This is a genomic window from Pseudoduganella namucuonensis (assembly GCF_900116645.1).
In the GTDB taxonomy this organism is placed as follows: domain Bacteria; phylum Pseudomonadota; class Gammaproteobacteria; order Burkholderiales; family Burkholderiaceae_D; genus Rugamonas; species Rugamonas namucuonensis.
Genome location: NZ_FPBO01000006.1, coordinates 150,948 through 171,126, shown reverse-complemented (window position 1 = coordinate 171,126; position 20,179 = coordinate 150,948). Strand labels below are relative to the sequence as shown.

Annotated in this window: 14 protein-coding genes and 2 riboswitches; of the genes, 2 read left to right on the top strand and 12 right to left on the bottom strand. The window is 58.9% G+C overall.

What is annotated here, in order from left to right; all coding sequences use genetic code 11:
* Positions 1-3: 3 nt before the first annotated feature.
* From iscB to BM436_RS08780, 8 genes are all read right to left on the bottom strand, one after another.
* Positions 4-1,383 (bottom strand): RNA-guided endonuclease IscB, encoded by a 1,380-nt coding sequence (gene iscB, locus BM436_RS08795; RefSeq protein WP_229489788.1) that lies wholly within the window; start codon positions 1,381-1,383, stop codon positions 4-6.
* Positions 1,384-1,984: 601 nt separating this feature from the next.
* Positions 1,985-2,275, bottom strand: a complete 291-nt coding sequence (locus BM436_RS36070; RefSeq protein ID WP_143133020.1) for a hypothetical protein — start codon at positions 2,273-2,275, stop codon at positions 1,985-1,987.
* 74 nt (positions 2,276-2,349) lie between these two features.
* Complete coding sequence (locus BM436_RS08790) at positions 2,350-4,470, bottom strand: peptidase domain-containing ABC transporter (RefSeq protein WP_093555132.1); 2,121 nt, start codon at positions 4,468-4,470, stop codon at positions 2,350-2,352.
* Positions 4,471-4,491: 21 nt separating this feature from the next.
* On the bottom strand, positions 4,492-5,769 hold the full coding sequence (locus tag BM436_RS08785) for an HlyD family secretion protein (RefSeq protein WP_093555131.1): 1,278 nt from the start codon (positions 5,767-5,769) through the stop codon (positions 4,492-4,494).
* Between the two features lie 889 nt (positions 5,770-6,658).
* Positions 6,659-6,811 (bottom strand): hypothetical protein, encoded by a 153-nt coding sequence (locus tag BM436_RS37000; RefSeq protein WP_177307066.1) that lies wholly within the window; start codon positions 6,809-6,811, stop codon positions 6,659-6,661.
* 123 nt (positions 6,812-6,934) lie between these two features.
* Positions 6,935-7,084, bottom strand: coding sequence for a hypothetical protein (locus tag BM436_RS36995; RefSeq protein WP_177307064.1), 150 nt, complete (start codon positions 7,082-7,084; stop codon positions 6,935-6,937).
* A 249-nt stretch (positions 7,085-7,333) separates the two neighbouring features.
* Positions 7,334-7,723, bottom strand: coding sequence for a DP-EP family protein (locus tag BM436_RS36065; protein WP_143133019.1), 390 nt, complete (start codon positions 7,721-7,723; stop codon positions 7,334-7,336).
* Between the two features lie 2 nt (positions 7,724-7,725).
* A complete protein-coding gene (locus tag BM436_RS08780) occupies positions 7,726-11,001 on the bottom strand; it encodes a winged helix-turn-helix domain-containing protein (RefSeq protein WP_093555130.1) in 3,276 nt (1,091 codons plus the stop codon).
* A 148-nt stretch (positions 11,002-11,149) separates the two neighbouring features.
* On the opposite strand from BM436_RS08780, the gene BM436_RS08775 reads away from it, so the two are divergent.
* Together BM436_RS08775 and BM436_RS36990 are read left to right on the top strand one after the other, a co-directional pair.
* A complete protein-coding gene (locus BM436_RS08775) occupies positions 11,150-12,862 on the top strand; it encodes a hypothetical protein (protein WP_143133018.1) in 1,713 nt (570 codons plus the stop codon).
* 1 nt (position 12,863) lies between these two features.
* Positions 12,864-14,447, top strand: coding sequence for a hypothetical protein (locus tag BM436_RS36990; protein WP_093555128.1), 1,584 nt, complete (start codon positions 12,864-12,866; stop codon positions 14,445-14,447).
* 74 nt (positions 14,448-14,521) lie between these two features.
* Here BM436_RS36990 and gcvP read toward each other — a convergent pair whose 3' ends face one another.
* The 4 genes from gcvP to BM436_RS36055 all read right to left on the bottom strand — a co-directional run bounded on the left by gcvP (position 14,522) and on the right by BM436_RS36055 (position 20,104).
* Positions 14,522-17,413, bottom strand: coding sequence for an aminomethyl-transferring glycine dehydrogenase (gene gcvP / locus BM436_RS08765; protein ID WP_093555127.1), 2,892 nt, complete (start codon positions 17,411-17,413; stop codon positions 14,522-14,524).
* A 146-nt stretch (positions 17,414-17,559) separates the two neighbouring features.
* Positions 17,560-17,940, bottom strand: coding sequence for a glycine cleavage system protein GcvH (gene gcvH, locus BM436_RS08760; RefSeq protein ID WP_093555126.1), 381 nt, complete (start codon positions 17,938-17,940; stop codon positions 17,560-17,562).
* A gap of 39 nt (positions 17,941-17,979) precedes the next feature.
* Positions 17,980-19,101, bottom strand: a complete 1,122-nt coding sequence (gene gcvT / locus BM436_RS08755) for a glycine cleavage system aminomethyltransferase GcvT (protein WP_093555125.1) — start codon at positions 19,099-19,101, stop codon at positions 17,980-17,982.
* A 54-nt stretch (positions 19,102-19,155) separates the two neighbouring features.
* Positions 19,156-19,261, bottom strand: a riboswitch (glycine riboswitch).
* Positions 19,262-19,281: 20 nt separating this feature from the next.
* A riboswitch (glycine riboswitch) is annotated at positions 19,282-19,368 on the bottom strand.
* A gap of 430 nt (positions 19,369-19,798) precedes the next feature.
* On the bottom strand, positions 19,799-20,104 hold the full coding sequence (locus BM436_RS36055) for a hypothetical protein (RefSeq protein WP_143133017.1): 306 nt from the start codon (positions 20,102-20,104) through the stop codon (positions 19,799-19,801).
* Positions 20,105-20,179: the final 75 nt, after the last annotated feature.

Sequence of the window (20,179 nt, the reverse complement as noted above, 5' to 3'; positions counted from 1 at the left end):
CCTTCAGGCCGGGGTGGCAGGGCAAGGAACGCGCAGCGTTCCTTGCTTTGGTGGCGTGCCAGTCGCGTCCGTTTTTGCCACCAGTGAGTAACCATATCCGTCCGCACGCTGAACGATCTTGCAATGCTTGTGTGATATGCCTTGTACGACCCCGTGTTGCGTTTGTATGTTGAAACTGCCGGTTGCGCGCACTGCGACGCGCCCGGTGTACGCGCCGATCTTCTTGCCTTTTGTGACCAGGGCTTTGACCATATCCCCAGTCTGGAAGCCGTGAATGCGTTTTTTTCGCGTCAGATAGCCGCGTGGGAAACCGTAGGCATCCAGGCGCGTGCGCTGGTAGCAGCCACGCCCGGTCGCTTTGAGCGCCAAGGTGGGTTTGAGCCAGTTGACGACGGCATCGACCATACCCACGCAAACGGCATCGAGCGCATGGGTCTTGGGAATGCCGAGGCGGGTTCTGTTGAACTTTGTCAGACCGCCCGATCCTGTCGTGAGCGGCAATCCAGTCGCTTTGAGCGCATGAGACAAGGCCCAACGCGTGGCGTTGACGGCGGCGGCGTCCTTCAGCGGACGTTTCAACTGGGATTGGATGCGCGCGAGCCGAGCCGGATCGTGGGCCAAAAATTCCCGGACGTCGCGCGCGGCCTTCTTGCGGTTGCATGGCACACAGGACAGAACCAAATTGGAAACACGGTTCGATCCACCCCGAGCCTTGGCGTGCGCGTGGTCGAGGTTGAGCGGTACGTCCTTGGCGTCGCAGTAGGCGCACTTGCGGTCCCACTTTTCAAGCAAGTACTCGCGCACCTCGTACCCCGCCAGCGTGCCTTGCTGGTATGCGATGCCGGCTATCTCTGGGTTTTCCATCTTCTGCATGTCGAAACGCACCAATTCCTGCGCGATAGCTGTCACTGGCGCCAGTTTGCGCAACCGGACCAGCCATGCGAGCGTCGTATCCATCCTATGTCGCAGGCTCGGCGCGAGCCAACCGTGTCCCTGATTCCCACGGTTCTGGAAGCGAGGTTCGCGGTGGCGCAGACTGCCACGGCGGCGTCGGCGCATCAGGCGGCGGGCGTTCAGCGCCTCGCTGATCTGACGGCCCCGGTGAACCAACTCGAATAGGGTTAAGACGTTGGCTGAGCGCTTGACTTCAGCCGTCGCCGCGTCCCGTGTTTCGCTCTCGCGAACCAGGGCAATGCCCGTGGTCTTGCTGCCAGGGTCGAGCTTGATTTTGACCGGCTGGAAGACGCAATCTACGGCCGCGAGATCGACAAGCCGGATAGAGAACGGCAACAGGCGATGTACGCGCGCCCTTCCGGCGGCGAGCAGCTTGCGCGCGCGCTTCTCGCTGCATGGCATCAGCGGCGCTTGCTTCCTGTCCAACACAAATACTGCCACGTTGATACCCCCAATTGCGCTTACGCGCCTAGTGACGGACACGTTGCGGTGCCGCTCCCCTCGACAGTGTTGCAACGCAGCTTAGGTTCTTGCGAACTTTGCGACAGGCCGTTTCGTGCGTACCCTATGCTTGTCTGCTCCTGCCGCTTGCAGAGCTTAGGACTGAGGAAGCATCCCAAGGTGCGTCTTGTACTTCGTTGCAACGTAGCGCGACGTTTTGCGCTAAGTCTGGTCAACCGAGCCTTTACACGCTCCGGCCTTTAGGCCGGGGTGGTTGACGGTCATCCTCCTGAACGATGAGCCTCTATATTACACTTTTGGAAAAATTTGTGCGCCACCTGCTTTGTCCTTTGCATTTGTTTCTCCATGAAATTCCAAATTTGGCTATGCTCAAATGTAAGAATGCCCCGAAATTCGGGGCATTACGAGTTCCGTTTCTTAAAATAAATTTAGCTCAATTCCTGCTCATCCAATATTGAGGTGAAACTGAAGCATCGGAGATGTTTTCCTTGGATATGGAGTCGCCATTGCTGCCATCAAACTGTAAGGTTCGCTAAATAATGGTTGAGTTGGTTTTGATGACGACCTATTAAGTTGGTGGTGGATCATTGTCCAAATCTGGACCACCGGCCACGGCAATAATTTCGAAGTCCGAAAGCGGCTTGGCAGCAAGGCTGAAATCATTGTTAATAGTCGAGATGTCTTTGGCTGTAAATTTCTCCAGTAACTTTTTTACAAATTTCATATTTCTCCTCTCATGGTTAAAAATTATCTGGTAAATATAGCTGGTAATCCATTCCTCATTCAACGCGGTCGTATTGTCAAATCTGCATGCATCCTCGGCGTCAGCCAAATTGCTCAAGGTCGCTGGCGCTTTCATTTTTGAACTTAGTCGCGCATTAGATGCTAATGAAGCAAATTTCTTGTTGCGATCAGGGAGTGCTCATTCTGCAATTAAGCAGTACATTTTGTCAAACTGAAATTATCATCATGGCAAACCAGCTTCCCACCCTTGACCGAAATGATCCTATCCGCAGTCGCGATCGTCTCCGACCGGTGCGCGACCACAATCCTGGTGAGGCCCATAGACTTGACAGTGGCGTTTACGCTTTTCTCATTGGCGATGTCCAATTCGCTCGTCGCCTCGTCCAGGACCAGGATGCTCGGCTGCCGATAGAGGGCTCGAGCCAACAGTATTCGCTGCTTCTGCCCGCCACTGATCCCAACGCCGCTGTCACCGGTAATGGTGTTGTAGCCCATGGGCATGCTTTCAACTTCTGTATCGATAGCTGCCAGGCGAGCGCTTTCCTTGATACGGTCCCATTCAGGCAGGGGATTGAAGAAGCTGATGTTATCGGCGATCGAACCAGAAAAGAGACGGTCCTCCTGCATGACGGTTCCTATCATCTGGCGATACGCGGTCAGCCCCAGTCGCTGAATCGGTTTGCCGCCCACCAGCACCTCGCCGTGCGTGGGCATTAGTAGCCCCAGCATCACTTTGACCAAGGTTGTCTTACCGCAGCCTGAAATGCCCGTGATCGCCACGCATTCCCCGGCTTCGATCCTCAGATCGATGTTCTCGAAAACGTAGGGTTCGGTTGGCGAATAGCGGAACGAGATGCCGCGCAGCTCGATGCTGGGCGTGACCTGCGTCAGATCGACTTCGTCGGCTTCATGGCCGCTCATGACTTCGGCTTCCGCCATCACGATGTCGGCCACCCTTTCGCCGTGCAGCTTGAGCATTTTGAACTCGACGATCTTGTCGACCAAGGCCGCGAGCCGCGTCGAAAATTGATCCTTGTAAGCGATAAAGGCGAACAGCATCCCCGCAGTGAACGAGCGATCCAGCACCGCGCTGGCGGCCAGCCATACGACGAGCACGCGCTCCAGGCCGAACAGCAGCGTTTGCGCCGTTTCGTAGCTGATGCGGATACGATGAATGCGCAACTCCGCATTGAACTGTTCGGCCAAAATGTTTAGCCATCCGGAACGCCGTTGCTCGCCTTTATCGAACAGACGGATACTTTGAATGCCGCTGGCGGTTTCAAAAAAGTGCGTCGTCTGCTTGGCCGCGTGAATGATCTGCTCCGACGTCGCCGTGCGCAGCCCATGGAACAACGCCCAGCGCATCAGGGCATATATCGCCACAGCGATCAGCGAGACGCTCGCCAGGCGAGGGCTGTACAGCAGCATCATGCCGAAGGTGCCGGCAACCATCAGGCCGTCAACCATCGCCTGGACGAAGCCACCGGTGAGCGTCTTCTGAATGGTTGTGATGGATCCGAAGCGGGACATGATGTTGCCCACATGGCGCTTCTCGAAGTACTCCAAGGGCAGTTTGACCAAGTGCGCAAACACATTTCCCAGCCACTGGAAATTGAGCTGCGTGCTGATGGCCGCAACAAACCAGCCACGTACGGCACTGATGGCGGCCTGAATCAGCACCAGTAGTCCAAATCCCAACGCCAGGGTAGTAAGCAGATCGCGGTCCGCAGATACCAAGGCGTGATCCACAACCCACTGGAGAAAGAAGGGAAGGGCGATCGCTATGGTTTCCAGTCCCAGCGCCAGTAGCAGGATTTGCCCGAGGCCGCGCTTCAGACCGGTGATATGGCCCATCAGGCCACGCAAGGTGAAGTGCAGTTTCTGGTCGGTGGGCGTGAAATCCGTGGCCGGGCTCAGCTCCAGCGCGATGCCGGTAAAGTGCTTGCTGAACTCTTCCATCGTAAAGCTGCGCACGCCGATGGCTGGATCATGGATGACGGCCCGCCGGCCGGAAACCGAGACCAGCACGACAAAGTGATCCATGTCCCAGTGGATCACGCACGGCAGCCGCAGCTGCGGCAGATTGTGCATGTCCAGTTTCAGCGGGCGGCTGTCGAGCTTCAGCGCGCGCGCGATTTGTATCAGGCTTTGAAGCGTCGCCCCTTTGCGGGAGATGGGGAAACGCAGGCGCAACGACGCCAGGTCGGTGCGGCAACCGAGGTAGTCCGCGACCATGGCGAGGCTGCACAGGCCGCACTCGCTGGCCTCGGTCTGCAAGAAGATGGGCACCTTGCGGCGCAGTCCGATCATTTCCAATTTAATGCGACTCCATCACAAACGTCCCGATATGCTGAGCAGGGGCTCAAGTACCCATTCCAGCAGGGTTCGATGCTCGAGCACCAGCGTGGCCGACAGCTGCATGCCGGGCTTGAGGGAATACGCTCGTCCCGCAGCGACAACGTCCTGCGCGTCCAAACTCACGCGGACGCGATATACGGGCTCCGAGGCGTCTATCGGCGAGGAGTTCGAGCCAGATGACAAGCCACGGCCTCGCTGCAGCTCGCCCAGGGGAATGGTGGTGAGCGAGATTTCACGTACGCGGCCATGAAACTGGCCGAACTTTTGATAGGGGTAGGCGTCGTAGCGCAACAAGACTTCGGTGCCGGGGCGCACAAAGCCGGCAGCCTTGGTGGGGACGTACAGCTCGGCTTCCAGCAAGCTGTCCTTGGGGAGCAGATTGGCAAGGCGTTGCTCTGCCGTGACGGCCTGGCCTACATCAACGACGATTCCAGCCAACTTGCCAGCTTGCTCGGCCCGCACGATTAGCTGACGTTTCGCTTCGCTTTCGCTGGCTTGCTGTTTCAGTTCCTCGATGCCGCGTTTTATTTGGGAAGCTTCGCGCCCGCCTTGCAATGGCAGATCGCTGAGCAAAGCGTTCAATGCCGCGATGTCGCGCTGCACGGCCAGCCGTTGGCCTTCCAGGGCGGATATCTTTGTCTCCTGCTCGATGAGATCCGCCGCCTTTTGACGGGCGGCGTTCTGGGAGACGCCGCCTTCGGCCGCAAGCTCGTTCAGGCTGCTGGACAGGTCGCGGACGATCTTGGTCTTTTGGCGTTGTAACACCAGTTCGCTTTCGAGCTGCCTCATGCTCGCGTGGAGATTCTCCAGGCGCGCGGATATCTCCTGATGCTTGTTGGCGCTTTGGAGGCCTTGCTGGTCCAATTCCTTGCGCAAGTGGGTGATGCGGGATGCCAGCGCGTCGTTGACGGAGGCTTGCGTTTCGCCTTTGGCACTGGTCCGCTCACTGGATAGGACAAACAATGGATCACCGACGTTAATCGCCTGGCCCTCGGAGGCGCGGATTTGGGTAATGATTCCTTGTTGGGGCGCGGCGAGCTGAATCACGCCGCGATTCGGTATGACCAAGCCGGTCACGGTTTCCTTTCGAGTGAAACCGAAGTGATAGGCAAACAGGAGAAGGCCGGCAACTATCCCGCAGAAAAGCAGCGTTAATGCTGGATATGACCAAGTGCGGGATAGGATGACGGCGCCATGCAGGCGCTGATTTTTATGCGCGACCGCTTCCGGCCTAAATAGATTTCTCTTCACAGATGTTTCTTTTTCAGTTGAAACTTGGTTCGTATCTTAGTGCGGTGGAGGATGGCGGGACCAAGAGCTTTGAAAAATCGAAAGACTCAATACGACGGCCCGATTCATTGCCCGAAATAATTGCGATGTGGTCATTTCAAACTCAGGGTTTCCAAAAACTACCAAGAGCTCTGAGTTGGAGATAATGCCGTTTTAACAAACAATTCAGTGAGCGATATCCCACGAATTCTGTCTGAAGACGAAATTGCAGCCTTAATCACATTTTTGTGCACCTGAGGTAGACATACCCTCCGTTGTAGAACTGGAATGCTCAATTTGATCAACTTCCCAATTGCGCTATGAAATCACTTCTACCACAGTTTCTTTGAATCCCATCATGTCACCAAGGCAACTTTCTGAAAAAACTATCCATTTGACGCTATCTAAACGTTAGATGTTACTAATATTTTAGGAAGTAAAGTCACGTTTCTCATAGGGGAACAGTCCCAGGAATTCATGACATTGCTAAAGAAAATGTTAGCAACAAAGAAGGAGATCTACACCATCGCTGATGCCCAGAGATCAAGAGCGGCCCATGTTAACTGAAAGCCTTGAACATACAAGCCGCGCAATAAACTCTCGCTATTGGAGTGTCACGAGACAATTGTTAAAAGCGAACTTTTTTGCCAAGAAAATTGTCAATAGACGATTTTAGCGTGGGTCTGGCTCATTTTCGACATCTGGGGCGCCAGCTACCGCCGCAATATCTTCCTCAGAAAGAGTCTGTGGGTTATCGATCGGCGAAGATTGTGGGTTTTTATTCATGGTTGACAATTCTCTATTAAAGCTAATTTTTCAAAAACTCCCGATAATATCGCTTTAGGAAATGGCGTCAAAATCTATCGATGCCTTAAACTGGCTGAGGGTCATTATTGACGTCTGGGGCTCCAGAAATAGCAAGAAGCTCGTCATCAGTCAGTAATTTCAGCATTTCTTGTGGCTGATCGTTAAGTGAAATTACTTTGTTGTTAGGAGTTAATGTAAGCTGGTAAAGGAAAATCATGCTATTCTCCATTGTAAATTTGATGAGTGAAAATTCGGCAATGATATGGTCAATATTGGAGTGATCGGTATTGATCTGAGATATTATCAAGTCCGGAAATCAGGGGCGCACATTAACGAAATGTTAAACTGGATCAGGATCATTAACAACTTCTGGAGCGCCAGCAACTAAACCAACTTCGTCGTTGGATAGAATGCTTGGGTCTGAAGATTTGTCTTTTTCTTTTTGCCCATGACGGCTTTTATCCCAGAGGGAGAAAATCAGAGTTCTCATTGTCTTCCTTTGTAAGGTTTTTCGGCTCGTTCTTTAAATAAACCTTCGACAGATTTGCGGCAAGTAATGATGCGTTGTCAATGCCAATCGGTCTGAATTCGACCGTTACTGGCATTTTCGTTTGTAATGTCACGGTGGATTCAGGGCGGTTCCCCTATGAATTGTTGACATTGGTTGGTTCGGTGGTCGTCTCGCCGAGGATTGGGAGGTGGCGGCATAGATAGATTTCAATGCCGCCGCCCGAATTACCTATTGAGGCTCTGGATCATTATTCACATCGGGATCCACCACGAATTCAGTCCCTGCGCTATCACTGAATTTTAGGGAGATTGCCAGTGTTTCTTTCGTAGTGTTCGCGTCGCTGAAAGTAATTATTTTTCCGCTTTTGCTAATAGATGGCACACTTAATTGGTCATTATCTTCCGGCTTTACCGTCATTTTCTTGAATTTGACATCCTTCGGAGTGGGCTCCACTAGTTGATAGTTAATCACCGCGTCGTTGGTAGTGATTGTAATTGACTCCGGGGAGAAAGTTGTTTTATATTTGGTTTTTCCGGTAACTGAATCTTTTTCAGGAATTGCGGTAACTAATACGTTCGTGAACTCGGTTGGTGGAGTCGGTTTGCATGTGGTGGACATCACTAGCCTTTTCTATGTCGTGGTTGGGAAATGTATTGGTTATATCGAAATTCGCGATATGCCATTCGATTGAGTTTATTGATATATGGCGCAGCCTTTTTTTCTTCTCCTATGCAAAGATATACCCTAACTTGCAATGCTAGTGCGCGAAAATCTGAATCATGGAGGGTCGCATTGCTTAACAATGATTCTGCCCTTTTGCAGGCAAACACCACTTCTGCGCTATTCTTTCTTGCGTCTGCAATTTCTGCTTGAATAAGTAGTGCCTGTACAAGATTTAATGTCAGAGATAGACTTTGCTTGTCCCCATTGTAAAGGTGCTCAAGTGTTGTTATCGTCCCCGCTAGAGTACTTTGCGCTTCCTGAATATGTCCCATTCGAAGAAATGCGCTAGCTTTCTCTTGCAGTGCGGATGTTGTCCACTGTGCCAACTCGCTATGTTTGGGATCGAGCTTACTCAATAATGATAATTTCTCATGCAATATGCTTAGTTCGGAAATGGTTGAGATAGACGTAACGTTCACACTGGCTGCAGCAATTCGTCTCAGTTGAACTGCAAGCAACTTAAGCTGCCACTCACGGTTAGTTGGATCCTTTTGGCTTAATCCAATGAATAAAATTTCAGCATTCTTAAGTTTTTCGATTGCGATTCCCTGAGTTCCTAATGCTACGAATAGTTCGCCTTGACGCCACATCGACGTAGCCAGCCTTAGTGCCCATGTAGCGTTACTTGGGGCTGTCGCATGAATTTCTCTAAGTAACGCTTCTTCTTGAACGTATAACGACATTGCTTCGTTTAATTCGCCAAGCCTTGCTTTTGTGCTGGCCAACCAAGACAAACTGTTTGCCAGATCGGCAATTAAGTTCTGCGTTCCTGGTTTTCTTGCAAGTGCGTCTCGCTCATATTTCACTGATGTCGTGAAGGCCGCCGCAGCTTGATCAAAGTTACCTCGTCTCAGTGCGAGCTTTCCTAAGCTATTGTGGGAGTATGCAAATTCAATCATTCCGTCGATGTCAGTAGGATCCAAATTGACCAAGCGATGACTATAGTTACGATATTCCTCCAGATGTCTTCCAGCGAGTGCCCAATCTCGCCGATCTAAATAGATCTGTCCGAGCCAGAATGAATTTGCGCCTAAATCCTTCAATAGGCTCTTGGAGACATTGCCTTCGAAGTCTTGCTTTTGAAGTATGGATCTCGCAGCAGTCAATGCTTTCAATGCTGAACTCAAATCAGCACGCGCATAATTGACCTCTGAAATCAAGTGCAGTGCTTTGGCACGCTGCGCTAAAGATGTCTGATTTTCATCCACCGTTTTAGACTCGGCCAGATACAATAGTGCTTTGCTGCTGATGCCATCCAGCAAATCCAATCGTCCAAGTGGACGGAGTTTTTCGACGAACTCCCCTAGCATGTAACCCATCAAGCCCTCTGCCTCAATACGATGCAGCTCCGCTTCCTGTTGTGAGCTACGAGCTGCGAGACCAAGAACGCCGGCAAGAATGGCCAAGACGACGACAAAGCTCATGACCAAGAGTTTGATACGCTCGCCTAATTTCACACGCCGTAGCGAGGATTGGACATATTCAAGTTCTCGTTCGGCAAGAGAGAACCCCACCAGATCCATAAGACCACGGGCCTGATTAATCTGGCTCCCAGCAGGCAAGAGCAAGTCTCGTGGACGGCCTGCGGCGATCCAGCGATCAGCATCTAGGCTAAGACGAGTGCGTACCTGCAGCGCATTCCGGTGCTTTTCTATCCATTCCGCAACACGAGGCCAGCGGCGCAACAGCGCTTCGTGCGCGACTCCAAAACTCGGGACGTCGCCGGATAGTTCGCTGACGAACAGACGCGCTTCGACCAGCGCACGCACCAAGTCGCGTTCATTAGCGCCCTGCAAGGCTGACCAAGCTGCACGGCGAGCAGTTATGGCGCCTTTTTCCTCTGCAATATCGACCAGCAGCGATAACACATGTGGTAGGGCTGAGAGCTGCGCTGGGGCCAGGGCTGTTACAACCTGCTCAGCTCGAACAGCAATTGAGCCTTCAATTCCACCCAGCTGCCTGAAGACTTCTAGACAGAGCATTCCGTCTTCGCGACGCTGCCGGTAAAGCTCATTTAAGCAATATTGCAATAACGGCAGTGTGTCGGGGTTGCCACGTGCTGCATCACAAAGAATGTCGTCGAGGTTTGCACCAGTCGTTTGATCTTGTTCAAAGTGCAGTTGAGCTGCACGAGCGGGCAAGCGAACTATCTGGGCTATATCTGCGCCATCGGGAGGGGTGAGGTCGAAGTGACCGCCGCGAGATTTCAATGTCATCAGCGCGGATAGGGCAACGACATCGGGGTAGAAGTCGTTGCGGCAGGCCAGCATCACCAGAATCGCACCTGAGCGCGACAAATGTTCCAACACGGCAACGAATCGAATGCGGATCTCGTCGGTCACTCCGGGGGCCCGGAAAATGGCCTCTAGGCGGTCTACAAACAAGCTGATTCGAATTCTTCCGGAGAATCCATCAAACCTTCCGGCGATAGTTTCGACATCTAAAGAGTCCAGTTGCTTGCCTAGAGCCTCTGCATTTTCGCCGGAAAAGAGCAATTTTCCATCAACTTCCGCATCGATAAGCACGGCGGCCAGCGCCTGGAACAGATTTCCCTCCGCCAGATCCGCGCAATCCATGTAGAGCGTGCAAGCCAGCGCGATCGGCGAAGTCGGCCCCGCCTGCGCCTCCATCAACTGCGGCAGCAAACCTGCCCTCACCAAAGAAGTCTTCCCCGAGCCGGAAGGTCCCAGCACCAGCGCCATGGCACTGCCTTGCTCGGTCTGCTTGGTAACCAACTCCCGCAACTGCGAGCACGCCTGCATCCTTCCGAAGAAGATCGCGGCGTGGTTTTCCTGGAAAGCCTCCAGCCCCCGGAACGGCGATCCCTGCAGCCAGCTGCCTTCCTCGGCCGTCTCATTGGCGATCACCGCCGCCATGGCGCGGTAGCCGCGCTTGCGGACTGTCTCTATATAGCGGGGTTCGCTGGCGGAGTCGCCCAGCGCGCGGCGCAGCTGGGTGATGGCCTTGTGGATGGGGTTGTCACCCATCTCGGAACTGCCCCAGCAGGCTTCGAGGATTTCTTCCGTTGGGATGACGGCGCCCGGATGGCGGCATAAATAGCGCAGCACATCCATCGCCCTGGGCTCCAGCTGAGCCTGGGCCGTGCCATTGCTCAGTGTATTGCTGTCTGGATCTATCTGCCAGTCGCCGAAGCGAAAGCCCCTGTCACCCATACCCGCCCGCCGTTGCAAATTAAATTTACTTTGAAAACAAACACTTATGACGCCGGAAGGTTGCCGGAAGGCGCCGGAAGATGAATGTCAATACAGTGCAGTCATTCCGCAGAACAAATATTAGCATTCCCTCAAGAAGGATAGTAGCATGACAAACGTTTCTATGTTAACCAATGGCAACAACATCGACGCCGGCGATCTCATCGCCTCGTTGTCCGACGAATTGCCGGGGAGCGACCGCCTCTTGGGGGGCTTCGACCAGGTTTGGGCGCTGGCGCCGGAGACGGTCAACAAGCAATTTGCCTCGATGCGACAGCATGGTTTGCTGCCGCGGGCGGTCCAGGTGGGAGACTTGGACGAGGCGGGCCTGCTGATCGGCGGCGAGGGCGTGGACAGGGCGGTCCTGGCGACACCCGGCATCAGTTTCGACACCGGCGCGCCGCGCATGGCCCGGCTGTCGCTGACTTTCAATTCCGGCAACATGAGCTTTTACAACGGCTTTGGCAACAGGACCAGCATCCTGAAGCAATCCATTGCCGGCTGGAAAATCGCATTCAATGTCAAAGTGCAGTTGCTGCCGGTCGCCATGCAGGATCTGCTGAACGGCGCCGCGCCCGCCGCGCCCGGAACGATCAACCGCATCGGCCGCTTCGACGAGGCGCATTTCCGCCTTCAGGCGGCGGTGCTGGATTTCGAGCAAAGCGATCTGATGCATCCGGACGCCGCCCACACCGACTTGGCCACCGACAACTCTTTCCTGGCCAACAACTTCGCCAACTTCATCGGCGCCTGGCTGAAAGGCCTGGCCGGTCCCGGCAATCCCTTCGTGCTCGGCTACGCTGTCACGCGCAAGACACATGCGGCGGATATTCTGGAAGGCCTCCTGCCTTGCGGGGCGAATCTGGCCGCGTGCGGCACATTGAATTTCCTGCAGGTAAGTGGCGAGCGCAAGATCGCGCACGAGCCGCGCCTGTACAGCGGAACCGCCGGGCATTTCAATCCGCCTCCGCCGGTGGCCGAGGGCGCCGCCGGCAAGCTGATCGTGTCGCGCGAGACTTTTTTCAAACGCTTCCTGAAGCCGCTGCTGGTGGATCCGATCCAGCGGCGCCTGACCGCCTTGCCGGATTACCTGCATGCGCGCCGCGACCAGGAGGGCGAACTGGATCTGGATGAAACCGTCAACGAGAAGTCGGGCGCGGCGGCCACGCTGGACAACGGCGCCCGCGCGGCCTTCGTGCCGAACGCGCACGGTTGGAGTTACCGGGACCACGTGCTGCTGCACTGGCGCGAGGGCAACCGCCATTTGCACGACCGCGAGTCCGAGCAGGACTTGCAGTTCAGCGTGTCGGTGTCGTCCCAGCCGGACGCGCAGGGCGTGTCCCGGCTGACGGTGGATCTATATAGCTCTCTGATGCGCTACGAGTGGGATCGCATGAACCAACGCGTGGCGCCGTTCATGCGCAAGACTTACATGGGCAAGGGCTGGGCGCGGACCACCATGCATTGGTCGATGCGGCTGCAGTTCGTGCCGGCGCCCAATGGCGGCATCGCGGTGACGGTGGGCGGCAAGCGCGCGCCGGCGGCGACCGATTCGGGCGTGGTCGGCATGTATGTGGTGTCCGATGCGCTGGCCCATTTGCTGAACATGAACAAGATCACCAACGACTGGGAAGGCAACCACGCCGGTTTCGCCGCGCTGCAGGGCAGCGTGATGGTGGAACTGGGCGCGGCGGCCACCGCGATGTTCGGCCAGGCGGCGGGCCAGCTGGTGCTGCCGGCCGGTCCGCAGCTGTGCTATCGCGGCATCCAGTTGAACGAAGACGGAAACATTGAATTGGACCTGGTCCACGAGGAGCGTTGAAATGAGCAAACTGTTTGCCTATGCGGCATTGGATCTGGCCGGCGCCAAGCCGGCGGCGAAGGCCGGCGCGGCGGTACGCTGCAACCAGGGCACCGGCGCGGCCATCCCTTCCGGGGCCTCCAGTTACGCGGCCGCGCGCGTGGCGCGCATCGTGCTGCGCCGCGAGCCGGTGGCCGACGAGGTGCTGGCGTGGACCTCGCTGATCGTCATGCAGGCGAGCGCCGCGCGGGGCAGGGCGGAACTGGCCCTGGTGTTGCTGGCGCTGCCGGAACTGGCTGGGCTGGACGCGGAGGAGCGCACCGCGCGCGCCTACGACGCGGTGATGGGCCGCTATGGCGCGGAGGCGCCGAAGGAAATGCCGATGTGGCGCCGGCGCCAGGCGGAGGCGGGCCTGACGATGGCGCAACTGGTGCGCGGCTATTTCGTGCGTCTGGCCGAGGCGGGCGAAGGCGGCGATCCCTGCGCGGCGCCGGTCGACGCGCGCCGCCCCTTCTTCGTGGTGCGCGACGGCGCCGGCTCGCCGCTGGTGTTCGCGGTGGGCGGCAACCTGCATCTATATATGTTCCGCCGCACGGCGTTCGGCAACTGGTCGCAGACGGACCTGAGCGCGGCGCTGCCGCATCCCATGCGCCACCGGGTGCAGTGCGTGGATGTGCGCCAGGCCGGCGACGGCACGGTCGCGGTGGCGCTGGCGGTGGGGGCGCGCGAGGGGGCGGAGGCCAGCACGCTGTACGTGGCCTCGGGCCTGTCGGGCAGTATGGACGAAGCGGGCTGGATCAAGGCGTTCCGCACCATGCAGATGCGGCGGCGCGGTTTTCCGGAAGGGGCGGTCGCGACGCGCGTGGCTTTCGGGCCGCTGCTGGCGGGCGCCGCGCCGCTGGTGCTGGTGACGGCGCGGGCGCAGGACGAGGAGAACACCTGGTACTTCAACGCCGCCGCGCCGTCCACGCCGATGTCGCCCTTGCGTTTGCAGGGGGGGCTGGCCAGGGTGTTGGGCTACGCGGTGGGCAGTTACCGTTTGCCGGGCGCGTGGACGCTGGTGCGGGAAGGGGGCGCGGCGGCGTTGACCTTCGCGTCCTTCCCCGACCAGTTCGGGTGGGCGGTGAACGTGGAGTACCGCGCGCTGCCCTATCTGGCGTCCAGCTTCCATCTGGCGCAGGGGACGGTGCCGAACGTGCCGGACGTGTTCGTGGCGGGCGAGGGCATCGTGGTGTATCGCGGCGGGCACGACGTGCCGCAGCCGGTGGCCCGGGTGAACGGGGCGGAGCTGGTGTGGAGCGACCGCGATGGCACCGGCGAGCACTTGGCTTACACGGACGGCGCGGGCGGATTGTGGCTGGTGTCGCGCGAGCTGGGTTCGGCGTGGGGACAGCCCCGGGCGATCGCCGACACCATGGTGGCGACGGCCTTGTGCGGCGATCCGGCGCAGTCGGGCGTGCACGCGGTGGGGGTGACGCCGGGCGGCGCGCTGATGTGGATGAAGCTGGACGTGCAGGGGAATGTGACGAGTTGCGAGGAGATCACGCAGGCGGCGGTGTGGGAGGAGGCTCCGCTGGAGGCGGCGGAGCTGAATACCGCGGCGTAGGGGCTTTGCGCCGAAAACCACTGGCAACTGCCGGGGTCAGACCCGATGGGTCTGACCCCGGACTTTGCCGCGGCTTATTCGTAATCGCTGATCGGTGCGCAGCCGCACATCAGGTTACGGTCGCCGTACACGTTGTCGGCGCGGCCGACGGTGGGCCAGTACTTCTGCCTGCGCAGCGACGGCACCGGGTAGGCCGCCACTTCGCGGCTGTACTTGCGGTCCCAGTTGTCGGACATCAGCACCTCGGCCGTGTGCGGCGCGAACTTCAGCGGGTTGTTCGCCTTGTCGAACTCGCCGCTTTCCACCTTGGCGATCTCGCCGCGGATGGCGATCATCGCGTCGATGAAGCGGTCCAGCTCCGCCTTGGCTTCGGATTCGGTCGGCTCGATCATCAGCGTGCCGGGAACCGGGAAGCTCATGGTCGGGGCGTGGAAGCCGAAGTCCATCAGGCGCTTGGCCACGTCTTCGTTGCTGATGCCGGTGGCGTCGGTCAGCGGACGCAGGTCCAGGATGCACTCGTGCGCGACCAGGCCGTCGTGGCCCGAGTACAGCACGGGGTAGTGCGGCGCCAGGCGGCGGGCGATGTAGTTGGCGTTCAGGATGGCGGTCTCGGTGGCCGAGGTCAGGCCGGCGCCGCCCATCATGGCGATGTACATCCAGGAAATCGGCAGGATGGAGGCGGAGCCGAACGGCGCCGCCGAGATCGAGCCGATGCCGTCTTCGCTGCGCACGTAGCCGTTGGAGCGCTGGTTAGGCAGGAACTTGGCCAGGTGCGCGCCGACGCCGATCGGGCCGACGCCCGGTCCGCCGCCGCCGTGCGGGATGCAGAAGGTCTTGTGCAGGTTCAGGTGCGAGACGTCGCCCCCGAAGGCGCCCGGCGCGGCCACGCCGACCAGCGCGTTCATGTTGGCGCCGTCGATGTACACCTGGCCGCCGTGCGAGTGGATGATGTCGCACAGTTCCTGGATGCCGTCCTCGAACACGCCGTGGGTGGACGGGTAGGTCACCATCACGCAGGCCAGGTTCTTGGAGTGCTGCTCGGCCTTGGCTTTCAGGTCGGCCAGGTCCACGTTGCCGCGCTCGTCGCAGGCGGTCACCACCACCTGCATGCCGACCATGTTGGCCGACGCCGGGTTGGTGCCGTGCGCCGACGACGGGATCAGGCAAATGTTGCGGTGGCCTTCGCCGCGCGACTGGTGGTATTTCTGGATCACCAGCAGGCCGGCGTATTCGCCCTGCGAACCGGCGTTGGGCTGCAGCGAGACGGCGGCGTAGCCGGTCACGGCGCACAGCATCTCTTCCAACTGGTCGATCATCTCGCGGTAGCCGACGGTCTGGTCGTTCGGCGCGAACGGGTGGATCGAGGAGAACTCGGGCCAGGTCACCGGGATCATTTCGCTGGTGGCGTTCAGTTTCATGGTGCACGAACCCAGAGGGATCATGGTGCGGTCCAGCGCCAGGTCCTTGTCGGCCAGGCTGCGCAGGTAGCGCAGCATCTCGGTTTCGGAGTGGTAGCGGTTGAAGACCGGGTGCGTCAGGTAGGCGCTCTGGCGGCCCAGCGCTTCGGGGAAGGCGCGTTCCACGCCCGCTTCCACGGTGTCGAAGTCCGGCGCGGCGGGCGCGTTGCTGACGCCGGCGGCGAACACGGACCACAGCGTGGCGATGTCGGCGCGGTTGGCGGTTTCGTCCAGCGACACGCCGACGTGGTTGGCGTCGATCTTGCGCAGGTTGACGCCGTGGGCGACGGCTGCCGCGTGCAGCGCGTCGGCGCGGTCGGTCTTCACGGTCAGCGTGTCGAAGAAGGTGTCGTTGACCGAGTAGCCCAGCGTGCGCAGGTTGGCGGCCAGGATGCCGGTGTAGCGGTGCACGCGCTTGGCGATCTGCAGCAGGCCCGCCGGGCCGTGGTACACGGCGTACATGGAGGCGATCACCGCCAGCAGCACCTGCGCGGTGCAGATGTTGGAGGTGGCTTTTTCGCGGCGGATGTGCTGCTCGCGGGTTTGCAGGGCCAGGCGATAGGCCTTGTTGCCCTGCTGGTCGATGGTCACGCCGACCAGGCGGCCCGGCATCGAGCGCTTGAATTCGTCGCGGGTGGACAGGTAGCCGGCGTGCGGGCCGCCGAAGCCCAGCGGCACGCCGAAGCGCTGGCTGTTGCCGATCACGACGTCCGCGCCCCATTCGCCCGGAGGCGTCAGCATGGTCAGGGCCAGCAGGTCCGCCGCCACGACGACCATCGCACCGGCGGCCTTGACCGCCTCGACGCCGGCGCGGTAGTCGCGCACCACGCCGTTCGCGCCCGGGTATTGCAGCAGCACGCCGAAGGCGCCGCTGACACCGGCCAGTTCGGCCGGGTCGAAGGTGCGCACCTCGATACCCAGCGGCAGGGCGCGGGTCTGCACCACTTCCAGGGTTTGCGGCAGCACGTCGTTGGCTACGTAGAAGAGGTTCGATTTCGATTTGCCCACGCGCTGGATCAGCGTCATGGCCTCGGCGGCGGCGGTGCCCTCGTCCAGCATGGACGCGTTGGCGATGCCCATGCCGGTCAGGTCGGTCACCACCTGCTGGAAGTTCAGGATGGCTTCCAGGCGGCCCTGCGAGATTTCGGGCTGGTACGGGGTGTAGGCGGTGTACCAGGCCGGGTTCTCGAAGATGTTGCGCAGGATGACGCCCGGCGTGTGGGTGTTGTAGTAGCCCTGGCCGATCAGCGACTTCAGTACCTTGTTCTTGGACGCCAGGCCTTTCAGCTTGGACAGCGCTTCCGTTTCAGGCATCGGCTCGTGGAACTGGCCGAGCGGCAGGGCGCTCTTGTTGCGGATGGAAGGCGGCACGATGGCGTCGATCAGCGCGGCGCGCGTGGCGTAGCCGAGCACGTCGAGCATCTGTTGCTGTTCGGCGGCGTCCGGGCCGATGTGGCGGGCGATGAAGGCATCGCGGGCTTCGAGTTGGGTCAGGCTGGTACGGGTCATGATGGCGGGTAGGGCAGAGAGGAATCTGGGATGCGTCCGAAACCACTGGCAACTGCCGGGGTCAGACCCGTGGGGTCCGACCCCAGGGGTTGCATCTGGTTTTGCTGGAATAGGGCCAACGCGGTGCCGGCCCCCAAACAGACGAATTAGCCTTCGGTGGTCTTGCCGTAGGCGGCCGCGTCCAGCAGGCTGTCCAGGGCGGAAACGTCGGTCGGCTTGATCTTGAACAGCCATGCCGCGTAGGCGTCGGCGTTGATCGATTCGGGCGCGTCGGTCACGGCCTCGTTCACGGCGGTCACTTCGCCCGACAGCGGAGCGTAGATGTCCGAAGCGGCCTTCACCGATTCCACCACGGCGGCGTCGTCGCCGGCGGTGTAGCTGGTGCCGACCTTAGGCAGCTCGACGAAGACGATATCGCCCAGCGCGTCCTGCGCGAACTCGGTGATGCCGACCGTGATGGTGCCGTCGGCTTCCAGGCGCACCCACTCGTGGGACTCGGTGTACTTCAGATCTGCGGGAATATTCATGTGTAGCTCCAGTTGGGATTATTGTTAGTTGAATTCGGGTCAGGCAACCAGGATTTTACCGTTGCGGACGAACGGCAGCTTCACGACCGTGGCGGCCAGCTTCTTGTCGCGGATTTCCACGTGCACGGTGTCGCCGACTTGCACGCCGTTCGGCACGCGCGCCAGGGCGATGGCTTGCTGCATGGTCGGGCTGAAGGTGCCGCTGGTGATCTCGCCGGCCTGCTCGCTGCCGGCCACGATGACTTTCTGGTGCGCGCGCAGCACGCCGCCTTTTTCGCGCAGGATCAGGCCCACGAACTGGGCGTTCTGGCCCATTTTCTGGAGGGCGGCCTTGCCGATGAAGTCGCGCTCGCTCACCAAGTCGATGGTCCAGGCCAGGCCCGCGTCCAGCGGGTTGACGGTTTCGTCCATGTCCTGGCCGTACAGGTTCATGCCGGCTTCCAGGCGCAGCGTGTCGCGCGCGCCCAGGCCGGCCGGTTTCACGCCGGCCGCGTTCAGCGCGTTCCACAGCGCCTCGGCCTGCCCGGCGGCGACGCCGATCTCGAAGCCGTCTTCGCCGGTGTAGCCGGTGCGGGCCACCATGGCCTCGCCGAACGGGGTGTCTTTCACGAAGGCGACGTTGAACGGCTTCATCTCGGCGGTGGCCGCCTGCGTGCCGGGGATCACTTCCCAGACCTTGGCGCGGGCGTTCGGGCCTTGCACGGCGATCAGCGCCATCGCGTCGGCCCCGTCGCGGCGCTGGGTGATGGCCAGGCCGCTGTTGGTCGCCTCGTTTTGCGCCTGCATCCAGGCCACGTCTTTTTCGGCGGTGCCGGCGTTGACCACCAGGCGGAACCAGTCTTCGCTAATGAAATAGACGATCAGGTCGTCGATGACGAAACCTTGCGGATTCAGCATGCAGGAGTAGAGGGCCTTGCCGCTCGTTTGCAGTTTGTCCACATTGTTGGCCAGCAGGCCGCGCAGGAAGGCGCGCACGTTGGCGCCCTTGATATCGACCACGCACATGTGGGCCACGTCGAACATGCCGGCGTCGGTGCGCACGGCGTTGTGTTCCTCGATTTGGGAGCCGTAGTTGACGGGCATGTCCCAACCGCCGAAATCGACCATGCGGGCGCCGAGGGCGCGGTGGGCGTTATTGAGTGGGGTCGCTTTGAGCGTCATGGGGCCGTCCAGAAAAAGGGGTTAACAGAAGCAGAATGCACAGCACAATGCAACGCGGACCCCTCTGTCCTTGGTACCTGAGAGATAGCGGATGAGGTCCGCACGCCCCTTCGGTGGGCCGCCGGCGTATTCGCCGCGGCCGCTCTCCAGAGTTTGACCCAGCCGCGACTTCGCGCTGCTGGCCCTTGACCGGTCCTTTTGCCTGAGAGTTTTTGGGTAGTGCCCCTTCGGCGGCAACGCTGGGTTGCCCTCTCCCGATCAAGACTGAGGAATATATGCCAGACGGGCGAGAATGTCAATCTTGCCGGGGCAAGGCGGCGCCCCCGGGACGCCTCGCGAAAGGGCTGCCGCGAAATGATTTTGGCTGGCAATTGTATGTGTGAATCAAGAGCTTATATTGTGCTGTGAAGCGGCGTGAGTATTTCCCGTATATCCGTGATGAAAATACTCAAAGGATTGCGCAATGGCGGCGGCCGGCGAAAGCTAGTTTGAAATGGGTAATGCCGTATGCCGTTAAGTCAAGCGGCCGAAGTCGTTATCAAGTCGTCCCGCGCAGAGTATAGCAGGGAATTCATGGAGCACCGCTCCATGCCTGCGGAACGAGCGGAACGGGGTCACGTAGTCACCAAGCAGGCAGCGATGATTTCAATTCGCCGATGTGGAATGACGCTGACTTAACAGAATTCCCTTAATGCCGTTAAGTCAGAGTCATTCCCGCGCAGGCGGGAATCCAAGTTTGCATGCCAACTTGGCTCCCCGCCTGCGCGGGGACAACGAGGGTCTGCGGCGGGAAATGTCGAAGCTGAAACTTGTCCGGGGAAGGATATTTCCGGTCTGCCTGGTGGTGGCGTGGAAAACCTGGCGTCCCTGTGCACTGGACCACAGGATAATAATCCTCCGCCATCAATGAACAGCGCCGCATTTTTATCTCGTTGACCTGGCTTTGCAGCGCCGTCATGGCCGTCGAATTGCGTTCTTTTGCTCGGTTCAATGGCTGATTCACGCCTGCATTGCTTGGCCTATTGGCCGCCGTCCGATTGACGTTTATGGCCAAAACGTCGGGTTTATGCTCAGTTCG

Excerpts from the sequence above, each read along its gene's own strand:
- BM436_RS36990 (WP_093555128.1), top strand. The coding sequence starts at position 12,864 with ATGAGCAAACTGTTTGCCTATGCGGCATTGGATCTGGCCGGCGCCAAG.
- BM436_RS37000 (WP_177307066.1), bottom strand. The coding sequence starts at position 6,811 with ATGATTTTCCTTTACCAGCTTACATTAACTCCTAACAACAAAGTAATT.
- BM436_RS36070 (WP_143133020.1), bottom strand. The coding sequence starts at position 2,275 with ATGAAAGCGCCAGCGACCTTGAGCAATTTGGCTGACGCCGAGGATGCA.
- BM436_RS36065 (WP_143133019.1), bottom strand. The coding sequence starts at position 7,723 with ATGTCCACCACATGCAAACCGACTCCACCAACCGAGTTCACGAACGTA.
- BM436_RS36995 (WP_177307064.1), bottom strand. The coding sequence starts at position 7,084 with ATGAGAACTCTGATTTTCTCCCTCTGGGATAAAAGCCGTCATGGGCAA.
- BM436_RS08780 (WP_093555130.1), bottom strand. The coding sequence starts at position 11,001 with ATGGGTGACAGGGGCTTTCGCTTCGGCGACTGGCAGATAGATCCAGAC.
- gcvH (WP_093555126.1), bottom strand. The coding sequence starts at position 17,940 with ATGAATATTCCCGCAGATCTGAAGTACACCGAGTCCCACGAGTGGGTG.
- BM436_RS08790 (WP_093555132.1), bottom strand. The coding sequence starts at position 4,470 with ATGATCGGACTGCGCCGCAAGGTGCCCATCTTCTTGCAGACCGAGGCC.
- gcvP (WP_093555127.1), bottom strand. The coding sequence starts at position 17,413 with ATGACCCGTACCAGCCTGACCCAACTCGAAGCCCGCGATGCCTTCATC.
- BM436_RS08775 (WP_143133018.1), top strand. The coding sequence starts at position 11,150 with ATGACAAACGTTTCTATGTTAACCAATGGCAACAACATCGACGCCGGC.
- gcvT (WP_093555125.1), bottom strand. The coding sequence starts at position 19,101 with ATGACGCTCAAAGCGACCCCACTCAATAACGCCCACCGCGCCCTCGGC.